Origin of the sequence: Tsuneonella aeria, assembly GCF_009827495.1 — a bacterium.
Classification (GTDB): Bacteria; Pseudomonadota; Alphaproteobacteria; order Sphingomonadales; family Sphingomonadaceae; genus Tsuneonella; species Tsuneonella aeria.
This window is the reverse complement of the sequence record NZ_WTZA01000001.1, coordinates 1,924,939-1,938,852: the sequence shown is the minus strand read 5'-3', so window position 1 is coordinate 1,938,852 and position 13,914 is coordinate 1,924,939. Positions and strand designations below refer to the sequence as shown.

The following is a 13,914-nucleotide window of genomic DNA, read 5'->3' as shown; positions in this document are numbered from 1 at the left end:
TGATTGACACATCCGATGGCGCGCGACTTCGCATGGATCCGGCCCGAGCCGTGGGGCATCCACGTGGTCCCGGCGGATACCTGGATCGACCCCGCCCGCCCTGTCGGCCATGCGCTGGTCACGCACGGCCATGCCGATCATGCACGCGGTGGGCACGGCGTTACCGTCGCCACGCCGGAAACGCTGGCCATCATGGACTTGCGCTACGACACGCGGGACGGCGCGGTGCCGGTCCGATACGGCGAGACGATCCGGCTGAAGGGCGGGGTCGACGCGACCTACATTCCCGCCGGCCATGTCCTAGGCAGCGCGCAAATCCTGCTGGAGCATGCGGGCGAGCGAGTCGTGGTGACGGGGGACTACAAGCGCCGCCCGGATCCCACGTGCCCGCCCTTCGAAGTGACGCCTTGCGACATCTTCATCACCGAAGCGACGTTCGGCCTGCCGCTTTTCACCCACCCCCCGATCGCGGAGGAGATGGACAAGCTGCTGGCCCGGCTCGCCGCCCATCCTGACGCCTGCGTGCTGGTCGGTGCCTATGCGTTGGGGAAGGCGCAGCGGGTGATCGCCGAATTGCGCGTGGCCGGATACCACGAGCCGATATACCTCCACGGCGCGCTGGAAAAAATGTGCCGCCTCTACGAGGATTTCGGCGTGCCGCTGGGGGACCTGCGCCTGGTCAGCGACTCGACGAAAGACACGATGCGTGGCCGCGTGGTGATGTGCCCCCCGTCCGCGCTCAATGACCGCTGGAGCAGGCGGCTGCCCGAACCGATCACCGCGATGGCATCGGGCTGGATGCGCGTCCGCCAGCGCGCCCGGCAGCGCAACGTGGAGCTGCCGCTGATCATTTCCGACCACGCCGACTGGGGCGAACTCACCCGCACGATCGAGGAGGTAAACCCGGCCGAAACCTGGATCACCCATGGCCGCGAGGAAGCGCTGCTGCGTTGGCACCAGCTCCACCAGCGCAAGGCGCGTGCCCTGGCGCTGGTGGGATACGAGGACGAGGATGACTAGGAACGCGGGGCAACGCATGCCGTTGAGCGGAAACAGCAGTTGGAGGAAAGCACTGTGAAAAAGACGTTCGTGACGATGATCGCGGCCTGCGCACTGTTGAGCGCATGTGGCGACGCGGAAACGTCTTCCGAAGCGCAGGACGCCGATGCCCAGCAGGATCTGACGCCGGAAGGCCCTTCGATCCTGTCCAAGCTGGTCGGCGGCGGAAAACCCATGCCTCTGGATATCCAGCAGGCCCATCCCAACGGCGTCATCCTGCAGATCAATTCCATTCAGGCGAAGCCGAGCGAGACGGTGATCGTAGCCACGATCACCAATGGTGACGACGGGGAGCAGACGCTCAACCGCGGCAACAGCAAGAATACGTATATCGTGGCGGGCGACGGATCGAAACTCTACCTTTCGCCGCCCACCGCCAATCCGCGGCTTCAGATACCGGCAGGTCAGCGGATGCAGGCCGAGCTCGTGTTCCTCGGCCGTCTCACCAGCGCCGACGGCGCGACGCTGATTATCAACGATGGCAACCAGACCGACAGCCAATACACCAGCACGCCCGGATTTCGCGTTCCGCTCCCCTTGAGCGAGGCGGCCTTTTCGGACGATGGCTCAAAAAAAAACTGAGCAGCACACGCAACCTGGGTGAGGTGTCGCGATCGTCGCTGCGCGCTGCCGAAGCCGGCGCGGGCGGAACGGCTATCGGCGGGATTTCGACCAGCAGCGTGGGGTCGGTCGAAGCGATCCGAAGCGAGCTCGGCGCCACGGAAACGGCGCGCGGAACGGTGGTCGCGCTGCCGGGCGATGTCCTGTTCGACTTCGACAAGGCGGACATTCGCCCCGACGCGCGTCCGACGCTCGACAAGGTCGCGCAACTGATCGCGCAGAGCGGGGGCGCGAAAGTCGCGATAGAAGGGCATTCGGATAGCAAGGGCGAAGACGGCTACAATCAGAAGCTGTCGGAAAGGCGCGCGATGGCGGTGCGCGATTACCTGAAGGATGTCCGCATGATCCCGGGCGATCGGCTGGAGGTTCGCGGGTTCGGCGAATTGCGCCCGGTCGCGGCCAACCTGACGCCTGACGGGAAAGACGATCCGGCAGGACAGCGCCGAAACCGGCGGGTGGAAGTGATTATCGCGAAGACAAGCTGACCTTGGAAGCACTCGCCGCCCTGATCGATGCGCTGGTCTATACGCGCAGCCGCAACGAGAAGCTGCGCCTGATCGCTGAATACCTCCGCGCGACGCCCGATCCCGACCGGGGGTGGGCACTGGCGGCGCTGACCGACGGGCTGGATTTCCCGGCCGTCAAGGCATCGGCGATCCGCACGATCCTGATGGAGCGGGTCGATCCCGTGCTGTGGACACTGAGCCGTGACTTCGTCGGCGACACGGCGGAAACCGCAAGCCTGCTGTGGCCCGCACCCGACAATCCGCCCGACCCGCCGACGGTCAGCGAAACGGTCGAGCTGCTCTCCGCAATGACGCGCCGGTCGGTCTTTTTCGAACTGCCCGCGCTGATGGACCGGCTCGACGCTTCGGGCCGTTATGCGCTGCTCAAGCTCGCCACCGGCGCCATGCGGATCGGCATCTCCAGCCGCCTCGCCAAGGTTGCTTTCGCGCAAGCGTTCGCGGTGGGGATCGAGGATGTGGAGGAGCACTGGCACGGGCTCGCTCCGCCTTATCAGCCTCTGTTCGATTGGGCGGCGCATGGGCACGACGCGCCCGATACGGCGAACATGCCCACGTTCCGGCCGTTCATGCTGGCCCATCCGCTGGAGGAAACAGTCGTCGATCTCGCCGCTTACGCGGCGGAGTGGAAGTGGGACGGCATCCGCGTCCAGCTCGTCCGAATGGGTGGCGAGACGCGGCTATATTCGCGCGGGGGCGACGATATTTCCGGCACTTTCCCGGAGTTGCTCGACGTGCTGCCGATGGACGCGGTGCTCGATGGGGAGCTGTTGGTGCGCGGCAGCCACCAGGGCGGAGAGGCCGGCGGCGCGGCCAGCTTCAACGCCCTGCAGCAGCGGCTGGGGCGCAAGAACGTCGCAAAGAGAATTCTCTTTGAGTATCCTGCGTTCGTCCGATTGTACGATGTGCTTATCCTTGAAGGGAAAGACGTGCGCGCGATGCCGTGGTCGGACCGCCGCGCCCTGCTGGAGGCGCTGGTCCCCCGCCTGCCCGCCAGCCATTTCGACTTGAGCGCGGTGATCCCGGCCGAAAACTTCGAGGACCTCGCCCGAATCCGCGCGGGCGCACGCGATGACGCGATCGAGGGGCTGATGCTCAAGCGCCGCGATTCGCCCTACATCCCGGGGCGCAAGACCGGGCTGTGGTACAAGTGGAAGCGCGATCCGCTGCTGATCGATGCGGTGCTGATGTACGCCCAGCGCGGCAGCGGGAAGCGCAGCAGCTTCTATTCCGACTACACCTTCGGCTGCTGGGACGGCGACCCGGATGCGGGCGCCGAGCTGCTGCCTGTCGGCAAGGCCTATTTCGGGTTCACCGACGAGGAGCTGAAGAAACTCGACCGCTATGTCCGCAACCACACCGTCAACCGTTTCGGCCCAGTGCGGGAGACCGACCGCAGCCTGGTGTTCGAAGTCGCGTTCGATTCGGTGCACGAATCGAAACGCCACAAATCGGGCCTCGCCATGCGTTTCCCGCGCATCCACCGCATCCGCTGGGACAAGCCGCCGCACGAGGCGGACCGGATCGAGGCGCTGCGCACGTTGATTCGCGATTGATGGCACGCCGGTCCGCGCTACACCCGTAGCATACCGCACGAGGACCGCACCGATGACCTATCGCGACGATGCCTGCATCACATTTGCCAACACGCTGCGCACACTGGACGGGCTGGCGGCCAGGGCCGAGGCGGCGGACCTTGGCGACGACGCACTTGCAGCGAAACTGGCCGACGACATGTTCGCGCTGGAAACGCAGTTCCGCATCGCGTTGAACCAGGTGATCATCGCGCTGACACGCGCCGCCGGCGCCGCGATCCCGCTCGACGAGACGCCCTATGGTTCATGGCCGGAAGTGCGCGCACGACTGGAGGCCGTTCGGACGCAAGTCCCCGATTGGGCGCAGAAAGAGTGGCTGGCCCCTGACGAGCAGGTCGACATGACGCTTCCGAACGGCATGCGGTTCGTCATGTCGGCGCAGGAATTCGTGCGCGACTGGTCGATGCCCAATCTCTATTTCCACGCCTCGATGGCCTACGCCCTGTTGCGCCGCGATGGGCTGGCACTCGGCAAGGCGGATTTCCTGCCGCACATGGCGCGGTACGCGGCAAGGCCAGCGGAATAGCCAAGTCGCGCGGCGCAACCTTCGCGCCCACGCCAGGACGCGCCGCCTCCGCGCGTCGCTAGAGCCCGCCCACCGCGGCCGCATGGGCCTTGGCGTTCTCGGCATAATGGGCGACGCCCATGCGCATGCCGGCGATGGCCATGTCGTCGAGATCGCGCATCTTGCGCGCGGGGCGCCCGCCCCACAGCTCGCGGTCGGCAATGACCTTGCCTTCGGTCAGCATGGCGCCGGCCGCCAGCATGGCATCGCTTCCGATCACCGCCTTGTTCATCGCGATCGCACCCAGCCCGACGAAGCCGCGGTCCGCGATGCGGCAGCCGTGCAGCATGGCCATATGGCCGACCAGCACGTCATCGCCGACGATCAGCGGCGCGCCATCGGGATCGCCGGGCCGCGCCGGATCGCAGTGGAGCACGCTGCCGTCCTGAATATTCGTTCGCGCCCCGATCACGATCCGGCTGGTATCGGCGCGCAGGACGCAATTGTACCACACGCTGGAATCCGCGCCGATCGTCACGTCGCCGATGATGACGCAGCCGGGCGCGATGAAGGCGCTGTCATGTATCTGCGGTGCGCGTCCGTGGATAGGGACGATGGTGACGCCGGGGCGGTGCATGGTCACAGGAACTTGCTCCAGATGATATCGGGCAGGATCGAAGCGTAATCGTCGGTCCACTGGCGGCTGCGCGAGGTGTCGATGGCGTCCCATTCGGCATCGCCCGCCGCCTGAAGCGCTTCCAGCCGGGCGGGATCGCGCGCCATCGCCACCCATTGCGATTCGGTGAGCGGAGACTTTGCCCCGCGGTCGAGCCGCACGATCGCGGACAGCCCGTTGGCCCGTGCCGCGGCACCCAGCGCGGGTTCCAGGTCGATGAACCGGTTGGAGATATGGATCAGCAGCAACCCGTCCCGGTCGAGCGCCCGGAGATAGACCTTGATCGCCTCGTCCGTCAGCAGGTGCAGCGGCACCGCGTCGGATGAAAACGCGTCGATGGCAAGCAGATCGTAGGTGCCCGCCGGCGCCTTCGCCAGTTCGATGCGGGCATCGCCGATCACCATCCGCGCATCGGGCGCGCAGCGATTGACGAACGTGAACTTCCCGCTGCGCGAATAGCTGAGCACCTCGGGGTCGATCTCGTAGAACGTCCACGACTGCCCGGGCTGGCGGTAACAGGCGAGCGTGCCGACCCCCAGGCCGACGATCCCGACGTTCGCGTTCGGGCCGAGCAGGCGCTCGCCGGGCGACAGCGCAAGACCGACGCCCGAACTGCGGCCGTAGTACGATGTCGGTTCCAGTTCGCGGCCGGGCTCCCGCAACTGGATTCCGTGCAGCGTCGTCCCATGCGCGAGGTTGCGCGATTCGGAACCGATGTCGCGAATGGTGTAGATGCCGAAGTAGCTGCGGCTGCGATCGCCCGACAGGCTGACGCGCATCGCGTCCATCCCGCCGAGCGACAGCATGGCCAGCGCCAGCAGCAGGCCGAAGGCGAGGCGCCAGCGCACCACCAGCAGCCCGATCACCGCGACGAGCCCGGTCAGTCCGAGGATCAGCCCGTCCGACCGCGGCGTGTCCGCAACGGCGTTTGACAGGAGGGCGATGGTCCCCAGGCCCACGGCCAGCAGCACGGCCATGACCAGCCGACCGCGCCGGGGATCGAGGCCAAGCCGTTCCGTCCAGCGGGCATAGGGCGGCAGCGGCACCAGCAGCGCCGCCGCGACGATCAGCAGCGGATGCTCCCACGTCCAGTCGAAGAACGCGGGGGCGATCAGCGCTGTGAGCACGCCGCCGAGCGCGCCGCCCGCCGACATGACAAGATAAAAGAGCGTGAGGCGCGACGGCGCGGGCCGGCTTTCGTAAAGCCGCGCGTGAAGCGCCACGGCAACGGCGAACAGCAGGAGAATGCTGACGATCGCGGCCGCCATCGATCCGTTCGCGGACAGGAGCATCGTCATGCTGCCGAGGCCGATCACGAGCGCCGGGGCGTGGCGGGAGAACAGATTGGCCGCCCCGCGCCGCTCCGCAAAGGAGATCGTGAACGACAGGAGATAGAGACCGAGCGGGATGACCCAGAGCAACGGCATCGCGACGATATCGGTGGTGAGATAGGTCGTCGTCGATAGCATGAGACCGGACGGAACCGCCGCCAGGGCGAGCCACAGCGCGATCCGCTTTGCGCCGATCGCTTCCTTCGCATCGTCGGGGGCGGTTGGCGCGCCGGTTGGCGCGGCCGGGGCAGCAGCAGGGTCGGCGGGGGCGCGGGGCAGGGTGCGCCCGGCGACAATCACCAGCAGGATCAGCGCGGCATAACCAGCGGCCCATGCGCCGCTCTGCCACCCCAGCGGGAGCAGCGGCTCCGCCAGCAGGGGATAGGCGATCAGGCCGGCAAAGCTGCCGAGGTTGCTCGCCGCGTAAAGCGCGTAGGGATCGCCCGCGTCGGGCCGCGCGGCGAACCAGCGCTGCATCAGCGGCGCCTGGGCCGATACGGCAAAGAACAGCGGGCCGATGGTGGCGAGAAACAGCAGCGGAACCCAGAGCACTTCGTTGCCGGGCCCGCTGGCCGGCAGGTTGGCGAGCGAGATCGGCAGGGTCAGCGCGGCCATCAGCAGCACGCCGACATGGATCATGGCCTGCCGGCGCAGCGGGAGGCGGCCGAGCGCGTGCGCGTAGGCATATCCGCCCAGCAGAAGCGCCTGGTACACCAGCATGGCGCTGTTCCACACGTTCGGCGCCCCGCCGAGCCGCGGCAGCGCCATGCGCGCCACCATCGGCTGCACCAGGAACAGCAGGAAGCTGCCCAGGAGGATGGTGGCCGTGAACAGCATGCGCGGGTTTCGGGTCATGCGCGTTTCTCCCCCTGAGCGGCGCGGTCGATCGAATGAACGATCGTCGGATTGAGATCCTCGCCGAAGCGTGGATCGACGTAGTCGAGGTCTTCGCGGCGGCGCATGCCCAGCCGGCGCATCAGTCCCCAGCTCCCCGTGTTGCCCTCCACGGTGAGGGCGACGACTTCTTCCGCCCCGTAGCGGTCGAACGCGGCGGCGAGCGCGGCGCTGGCGGCTTCGCGCGCGTACCCCTTGCCCCAGGCATCCTCGCGCAGGCGCCAGCCGATTTCCACCGCGCCCGTTACCGTCGAGCCGGGCGCATCGGCCCTCTTCAATCCGCAGAAGCCGAGAATCTCGCCGTCGCTCTTGCGCTCGACCGCCCAGAAACAGAACCCGTTGGCCGCTGCGCACGCCTCGACCCGGCCGCGTGTCGCCGCCATGCCGTCATAGTCCAGTACGCCGCCCAGCCAGCGCATCACCGCCGGCGTATTCGTCCCCGCCCAGAAGCGCGGCCAATCGTCGGGCCGCCAGTCGCGCAGGACGAGCCGCTCGGTTTCGATCATGCGCCGAGCAGGCGGGCGGCGTGGGCCGCGTGGTAGGTCAGAACGCCGGAACAGCCGGCGCGCTTGAACGCGGTGAGCGTTTCCAGAACCAGCGCGTCGCGTTCCCCCGCCCCGGCCGCCGCGGCCGCCTCGATCATCGCGTATTCCCCGCTGACCTGGTAGGCGAAAACCGGCACCTCGAACCGATCCCTTACCCGGCGCACGATATCGAGGTAGGGCAGCCCCGGCTTGACCATCACGCTGTCTGCCCCTTCCGCGAGGTCCAGCGCCACTTCGCGCAAGGCCTCGTCGCCGTTGGCCGGATCCATCTGGTAGGATTTCTTGTCGCCCTTCAGCAGGCCGCCCGACCCCACCGCGTCGCGGAACGGGCCGTAGAACGCGCTGGCGTACTTGGCGGCATAGGCCATGATCTGCACGTTGGGGTGGCCGTTTATCTCCAGCGCCATGCGGATCGCGCGCACGCGGCCATCCATCATATCGGACGGCGCTATGACGTCAGCTCCCGCCTCCGCCTGGTTGATCGCCTGGTCGACCAGGACGGCCACGGTATCGTCATTGACGACGTAGCCGGCGGCATCGATCAGCCCATCCTGACCGTGGCTGGTGTAGGGATCGAGCGCCACGTCAGTCAGCACGCCGATGTCGCTGCCGCACGCGTCCTTGATCGCCTTGATCGCCCGGCACATCAGGTTGTCCGGGTTCAGCGCTTCGGACCCGTCATCGCTGCGGCGGTTCGCCTGGGTGTTGGGAAACAGGGCAAGGCACGGGATGCCCAGCCCGGCCGCCTCGCGCGCGCGATCCGCGATCCGATCGGCCGACCAGCGCGATACGCCTGGCAGGCTGGCGATCGGTTCCTCGACGCCATTGCCCTCTGTCACGAACAGCGGCCAGATCAGGTCCGCCGGGGTCAGCACGGTTTCGCGATGAAGCGCGCGGCTCCAGTTGCTGGCGCGGGTCCGGCGCAGGCGAAGGTTGGGATAGGCTGCGGTCATATGCGCTCGCTGTTGCCGCATCGCATGGCGACGCGCAATCGCGGCCCGTCAGATCGCCGGGGTCCGCACGCCGGCGCGGTCGATTTCGCGCGTGGGTTCGGGCGCCCGCGCCGCGGCGGGGGCGGGTGCGAGATCGGCCAGCGCCGCGCCCGCCTCCACCGTCTTCAACCGGGCGAGCACGCCGCGGAATCGCTCCAGGCTTTCGCCCGAGAGCAGCGCGCGCGTGACGAACGAGACGCTTGAAGGATTGATCGCCTGCCCGTTGCGGTACATTTCGTAATGCAGGTGCGGGCCGGTGGAGAGGCCCGTCGAACCGACATAGCCGATCACCTGCCCGCGCCGGACCGCCTGGCCGGCACTCACCGCCATGCTGCTCAAGTGGCAGTAACGGGTCTGCAGCGCGCCGGCGTGGTTGAGGCGCACGGCGTTGCCGCAGCCTCCCGCGCGACCGGCCGACGCGACGTAGCCATCGGTCACCGCCACGATCGGCTGGCCATGCGCGGCCTTGAAATCCATCCCCGCGTGGCGCCGCATATAGCCCAGGATCGGGTGGCGCCGCATCCCGAAGCTCGATGTGATCCGCCCCGGAACCGGCTGCAGCAGGCCGCTCGTCTGCTCGCCCACCCCCGATGCCTCGAAGAACTGGCCATCGCTGCCCCAGCGCATCAGCTGTGCGCGCGGCTTTCCGTTGCGCTCGATCCCGGCGTAGAGCAGCTCGCCCGCCTTGCGCTCGCCGGTCGCGGCGCGGCGGTACGACACGATGAGGTCGAACGTGTCGGTCGGCTGCACGCCGCCCTCGAGGTCGATTCGTTCGCCGATCTGGCGGAGGTAGGCCTGCACCGCGCTGGGCGGCGCGCCGGCCCCGCGCATCGATCGGTAGAGGCTCTCGCCGGCAAGGCCGCGAATGCGCAAGGGCGTCGTATCGACCCGGATCGGCTTGCGCTCCAGCGACAGGACACCGCCTTCGCGCCCGATCTCCAGCGCGAGGTCGAACCGTGCACGGAAGGATAGCGTGTCGAGCGGGCGCGGCTGCCCCGCGGCGGCCCTGCGGCCCAGGGTGACGTCGACCGGCGTGCCGGCCGCGATCTCGTCGAGCGGCATGGCTGCCGTCACCAGGCGTTCCACCCGCGCGGCGTCGGTTGCCCCGACCCCGGCGCGCTGGAGCATGCGCCCGAAGGTGTCGCCCTGCACCAGCGTCGCCACCAGTTGCAGGGTCGGGCGTTCGGGTGCGGCCTTCAGCGTTGTCACCGCCGCCGTCGGGCCCATCTGCCGGCCGGCATCCCCGCCGAGCGCTAGCGGCATGATCATCTGGCTGCGGAATTCATCGCGCACCGCATCGTCCACCCGCGTCGCGGGCGCGGCTTCGAGCGGCGCGAAGCCCGGCCAGAACGCCAGGCTGAATGCGCTGAGGCCCACGAAGGTGCCGAGGCCGCGGAACCACCGGCGGGTGCCGATCCCTTGGGCAAGGTCGGGCGCGAGATCGACCGAGGCGAGGCGCGCCTCCGCCCGCCAGCGCACCGAATCCCATCGATCGACGAGCGCCCGGGCGCGGTGCCGAACGACGGCCGGCTCTTCGGAAACGATCTGGGCATGGATGAGCGCAGCCGCACGCCCGCCGGCCATCAAGGCCCCGGGCGCATATCCGGCCATCTCCCCTTCGCGGTCACGAAACACCGCGCGCCTCCATCGTTGCAACAGCTTGCGCATCCGGGATCCCCACCGGCGCGCGCCCGGGCCCCGCGGGCCCCCGGCATGGCTCTGTGCCCGATCGAAGTTAATGCCGGCCTAATTTGCACTCGCGCCAGCCAGGTCCAACAGGCCGGTTGCGGCGGCGGGGGCGCACTGCCACATTGCCTGGCGTGACGATCAAGGCGGTCCTCGGGCCCACCAACACCGGCAAGACCCATCTCGCGATCGAGCGGATGTGCGGCCATTCGAGCGGGGCGATCGGCTTCCCCCTGCGCCTGCTCGCCCGCGAGGTGTACGACCGGGTCGTGGCGCTGAAGGGCGAGAACGCCGTCGCGCTCATCACAGGGGAGGAGCGGATCGAGCCGCGTGACGCGCGGTATTTCTGCTGCACGGTTGAGGCCATGCCGCGCATCGGCGGGGGCCCGGATGGCCCGCTCGCCTTCGTGGCGCTGGACGAAGCGCAGCTCGCCGCCGACCGCGAACGCGGGCACGTTTTCACCGACCGCCTGCTGAATACGCGCGGCCGGGACGAGACCATGCTGCTCGGCTCCGCCACGCTGGAGCCGATGATCCGCCAGCTTGTGCCCAGGGCGGAAATCGTCACCCGTCCGCGCTTCTCGACGCTGACTCATGCCGGCGCGCGCAAGCTCAGCCGCCTGCCGCCGCGCAGCGCGATTGTCGCCTTTTCGGCCGAGCAGGTCTATGCCGTGGCCGAGATGCTGCGCCGGTTCCGCGGTGGCGCAGCTGTGGTCATGGGCGGGCTGAGCCCGGAAACCCGCAACCGCCAGGTCGCCCTGTTCCAGTCCGGCGAAGTCGATTACATCGTCGCCACCGATGCCATCGGCATGGGGCTCAACCTCGATGTGACCCACGTCGCCTTCGCCGGCCTGACGAAGTTCGACGGGCTGCGGCAGCGGCGCCTGACGCCGGCCGAAATGGCGCAGATCGCGGGCCGCGCGGGGCGTCACCAGAAGGACGGCAGCTTCGGCACCCTTGCCGGCGGCGGGGCGGGCGGTGCTGGACAGGCGCCCGAGTTCACCGACGAGGAAATCTACGCGATCGAGGAACACCGGTTCGCGCCGTTGACATCGCTTTACTGGCGCGAGGCGGAGCCGCGATACGACAGCGTGCGGGTGCTGATCGATGACCTCGAATCCGCGCCGCCGCAGCCGGGCCTCGCCCGCGCGCCCGAGGCGACCGACCTTGCCGTCCTCAAGCGCCTGGCCGATGACCCGGCGAAGATCGACGCCCGCACCCCGGGCAGCGTCCGCCGCTTGTGGGAAGCCTGCCGCCTGCCCGATTTCCGCCAGAGCGGACCCGATACGCACGCGCGCTTCGTTGCCCGGCTGTGGCAGGACTTGCGCCACGGGCACCTCGGGGCCGACTATGTCGCGGCGCGCATCGCCGAGCTCGACCGGCCGCAGGGAGACATCGACACGTTGCAGGGCCGGATCGCCGCCATCCGCAGCTGGGCCTACATCGCCCAGCGCCCGGACTGGGTCCTGGCGCGCGACGAGATGGCCGCCCGCGCCCGCGCGGTCGAGGCGCGCCTGTCCGACGCGCTCCACGCCCGCCTGACCGAACGGTTCGTCAACCGGAGGACGTCGATCCTGATGAAAAGCCTTGGCAACGATGCCGCGCTGCTGCCCGTGACCCTGGCCGAAGACGACATCGTGTCGGTGGAGGACGAGCCCATCGGCCACCTCGAAGGCTTCCGCTTCGTCGTCGACGCGGGCGCCAGCCACAGCGACCGGCGGATGCTGCTGGCCGCGGCGGAGAAGTCGCTCCCCCGACTGCTCGGCGAACGCGCGCGCACGGTGGCGGCCGAGCCGGGGCAAGTGGCGCTCGCCGACGGTGCGCTTCGCTGGCGCGAGACGGAGATCGCCCGGCTTGAGCGCAGCGGCGCGGCCGGTCGTTTTCGCCTGGCGCCTGCGCGCGACCTGGCGCAAGTGCCCGATGCGGACCGTCAGGCGCTGATGACCGCTCTCGAAGCTTGGCTCGCCCAGCGCCTGACGCCGCTTGCCCCGCTGGCCACGCTGGAAGCTGCCGCGCGCGACCCCGCCGCCGGGAGCGAGGCGCGTGCCCTGCTGCTCACGCTCATCGCCGGCCATGGCGCGATTACCCGGCAAGAGGCCGGGATCGAGCATCTGCCCAAGGAACTGCGGCCGTTCCTCCGGCGCCTGGGCGTCACGTTCGGCGCGCTCGATATCTTTGCCGCCGCGCTGCTGAAGCCAGCCGCGCGACAGGCGCTGCACGATTCGGGTATCGATGCGCGGCCACTGGCGCCGGGCATGCCGCCGGTCGTTCCTGCCACTCGCCGCCTGCCCGCCGGATACCGGCATGCGGGCAGCCAGGCGGTGCGCGTCGATGTCGCGGAGAAGCTTCTGCGCGCCGCGCACGAGACACGGGTCAAGGCCGGCACGCGGCACTTCGCGCTCGACCCCGCGCTGGCGATCTCCACCGGACTCCGCCGCGACGGCTGGGCACGGCTGCTGCACGCGGCGGGCTTCCGTGTCCAGCGCGCCCGGGCCCTGCGCCAGGGGGCAAGCGGGCCGCCGGCGCCAGACGCGTGGACCTGGCGCCCCGCCCCGCGGGCCCGGCCGGCCCCGCCGCCCTCCGCGCCCGAGGGCAGCGCGTTCGCCGCGCTCGCCGGGCTGGTCAGGCGCTAGGGCGCGTGCGGGTCGACAAGCTGCTGTGGCACTTGCGCCTGGCGAAGACCCGGAGCGTCGCCCAGCAGATTGTCGCCGCGGGGCACGTGCGGCGCAACGGAGTGCGCGTCCTGCGGTGCAGCGCCGACATCCATCCCGGCGACACGCTGACGATTCCACTGGCAGGCGGTGTGCGGGTGATCGAGATCATCGACCTGCCCGCCCGGCGCGGGCCGCCGGCCGAAGCCCAGGCCTGTTACCGCGCGCTTGACCCGCAGGCGGGTGCGGGCCTAGCAGCAGACACGATTCACTCGCCTGGAAGGGGCCAGCCGCAATGACCTACGTCGTCACCGACGCCTGCATCAAGTGCAAGTACACCGATTGCGTAGAGGTCTGCCCGGTCGACTGCTTCTATGAAGGCGAGAACATGCTCGTCATCAACCCGTCGGAATGCATCGACTGCGGCGTGTGCGAACCGGAATGCCCGGCCGAAGCGATCCTTCCGGATACCGAAGACGGGCTGGAAAAATGGCTGGAGCTCAACACGAAGTTTTCCGCCGAATGGCCGAACATCACCCAGAAGAAGGAACCGCCGGCGGACGCGGATGCGCACAAGGGCGAAGAAGACAAGTTCGATAAATTCTTCTCGCCCGAGCCGGGCGAAGGCGACTGACGCTAACTGCACGCCGGGCAGGTTTTTGCCCGGCGCGCCGTCACTTGCTGCCCGCCACCGCGGCGCCCTGCGGGGGGTGGAAATTTTGTTGCCGGCGTGCTATATAATGCAACAAGCGCGCCGGTGAGCGATTCCCGGCGTTGAAGCGAAGAGTCAGAAAGGGCGCATCACACCAGCGAAACGGCAGGCTTGCCCCCGACC

The 13,914-nt window shown here is 68.8% G+C and carries 13 protein-coding genes; 8 read left to right on the top strand and 5 right to left on the bottom strand.

Annotation, left to right across the window (positions count from 1 at the left end):
* The first annotated feature begins 15 nt into the window (after window positions 1-15).
* Genes GRI40_RS09555 through GRI40_RS09535 form a run of 5 tightly spaced genes read left to right on the top strand, consistent with a single transcriptional unit; the run spans window position 16 to window position 4,325 of the window.
* Complete coding sequence (locus tag GRI40_RS09555) at window positions 16-1,020, top strand: ligase-associated DNA damage response exonuclease (protein WP_160611099.1); 1,005 nt, start codon at window positions 16-18, stop codon at window positions 1,018-1,020.
* 54 nt (window positions 1,021-1,074) lie between these two features.
* Entirely contained in the window at window positions 1,075-1,641 is a 567-nt protein-coding gene (locus GRI40_RS09550; protein ID WP_160611098.1) for a hypothetical protein, read from the top strand.
* Window positions 1,642-1,664: 23 nt separating this feature from the next.
* A complete protein-coding gene (locus GRI40_RS09545) occupies window positions 1,665-2,165 on the top strand; it encodes an OmpA family protein (RefSeq protein ID WP_160611097.1) in 501 nt (166 codons plus the stop codon).
* Between the two features lie 2 nt (window positions 2,166-2,167).
* Window positions 2,168-3,760: a cisplatin damage response ATP-dependent DNA ligase gene (locus GRI40_RS09540; protein ID WP_160611096.1), complete on the top strand. Its 1,593-nt coding sequence runs from the start codon at window positions 2,168-2,170 to the stop codon at window positions 3,758-3,760.
* 52 nt (window positions 3,761-3,812) lie between these two features.
* The gene (locus tag GRI40_RS09535) at window positions 3,813-4,325 is read left to right on the top strand and encodes a DUF1993 family protein (protein WP_160611095.1); all 513 of its coding nucleotides are present in this window, start codon (window positions 3,813-3,815) and stop codon (window positions 4,323-4,325) included.
* A gap of 58 nt (window positions 4,326-4,383) precedes the next feature.
* On the opposite strand, the gene GRI40_RS09530 is transcribed toward GRI40_RS09535, so the two are convergent.
* From GRI40_RS09530 to GRI40_RS09510, 5 genes are read right to left on the bottom strand one after another with little or no spacing between them, the layout of a single operon-like run.
* Window positions 4,384-4,941, bottom strand: coding sequence for a gamma carbonic anhydrase family protein (locus GRI40_RS09530; protein WP_160611534.1), 558 nt, complete (start codon window positions 4,939-4,941; stop codon window positions 4,384-4,386).
* Between the two features lie 2 nt (window positions 4,942-4,943).
* A complete protein-coding gene (locus GRI40_RS09525; RefSeq protein WP_160611094.1) occupies window positions 4,944-7,166 on the bottom strand; it encodes a spermidine synthase in 2,223 nt (740 codons plus the stop codon).
* A complete protein-coding gene (locus GRI40_RS09520; RefSeq protein WP_160611093.1) occupies window positions 7,163-7,711 on the bottom strand; it encodes a GNAT family N-acetyltransferase in 549 nt (182 codons plus the stop codon). The genes GRI40_RS09525 and GRI40_RS09520 overlap by 4 nt, the downstream gene beginning before the upstream one ends.
* The gene (hemB, locus tag GRI40_RS09515) at window positions 7,708-8,703 is read right to left on the bottom strand and encodes a porphobilinogen synthase (RefSeq protein WP_160611533.1); all 996 of its coding nucleotides are present in this window, start codon (window positions 8,701-8,703) and stop codon (window positions 7,708-7,710) included. Before hemB ends, GRI40_RS09520 begins: the two co-directional genes overlap by 4 nt.
* 48 nt (window positions 8,704-8,751) lie before the next feature.
* Window positions 8,752-10,377 (bottom strand): M23 family metallopeptidase, encoded by a 1,626-nt coding sequence (locus tag GRI40_RS09510; RefSeq protein WP_337190535.1) that lies wholly within the window; start codon window positions 10,375-10,377, stop codon window positions 8,752-8,754.
* Between the two features lie 248 nt (window positions 10,378-10,625).
* On the opposite strand from GRI40_RS09510, the gene GRI40_RS09505 reads away from it, so the two are divergent.
* From GRI40_RS09505 to fdxA, 3 genes are read left to right on the top strand one after another with little or no spacing between them, the layout of a single operon-like run.
* The gene (locus GRI40_RS09505; protein ID WP_160611531.1) at window positions 10,626-13,061 is read left to right on the top strand and encodes a helicase-related protein; all 2,436 of its coding nucleotides are present in this window, start codon (window positions 10,626-10,628) and stop codon (window positions 13,059-13,061) included.
* 5 nt (window positions 13,062-13,066) lie between these two features.
* Window positions 13,067-13,378: a S4 domain-containing protein gene (locus GRI40_RS09500; protein ID WP_160611092.1), complete on the top strand. Its 312-nt coding sequence runs from the start codon at window positions 13,067-13,069 to the stop codon at window positions 13,376-13,378.
* Window positions 13,375-13,713, top strand: a complete 339-nt coding sequence (fdxA, locus tag GRI40_RS09495) for a ferredoxin FdxA (protein ID WP_160611091.1) — start codon at window positions 13,375-13,377, stop codon at window positions 13,711-13,713. Before GRI40_RS09500 ends, fdxA begins: the two co-directional genes overlap by 4 nt.
* Window positions 13,714-13,914 lie beyond the last annotated feature (201 nt).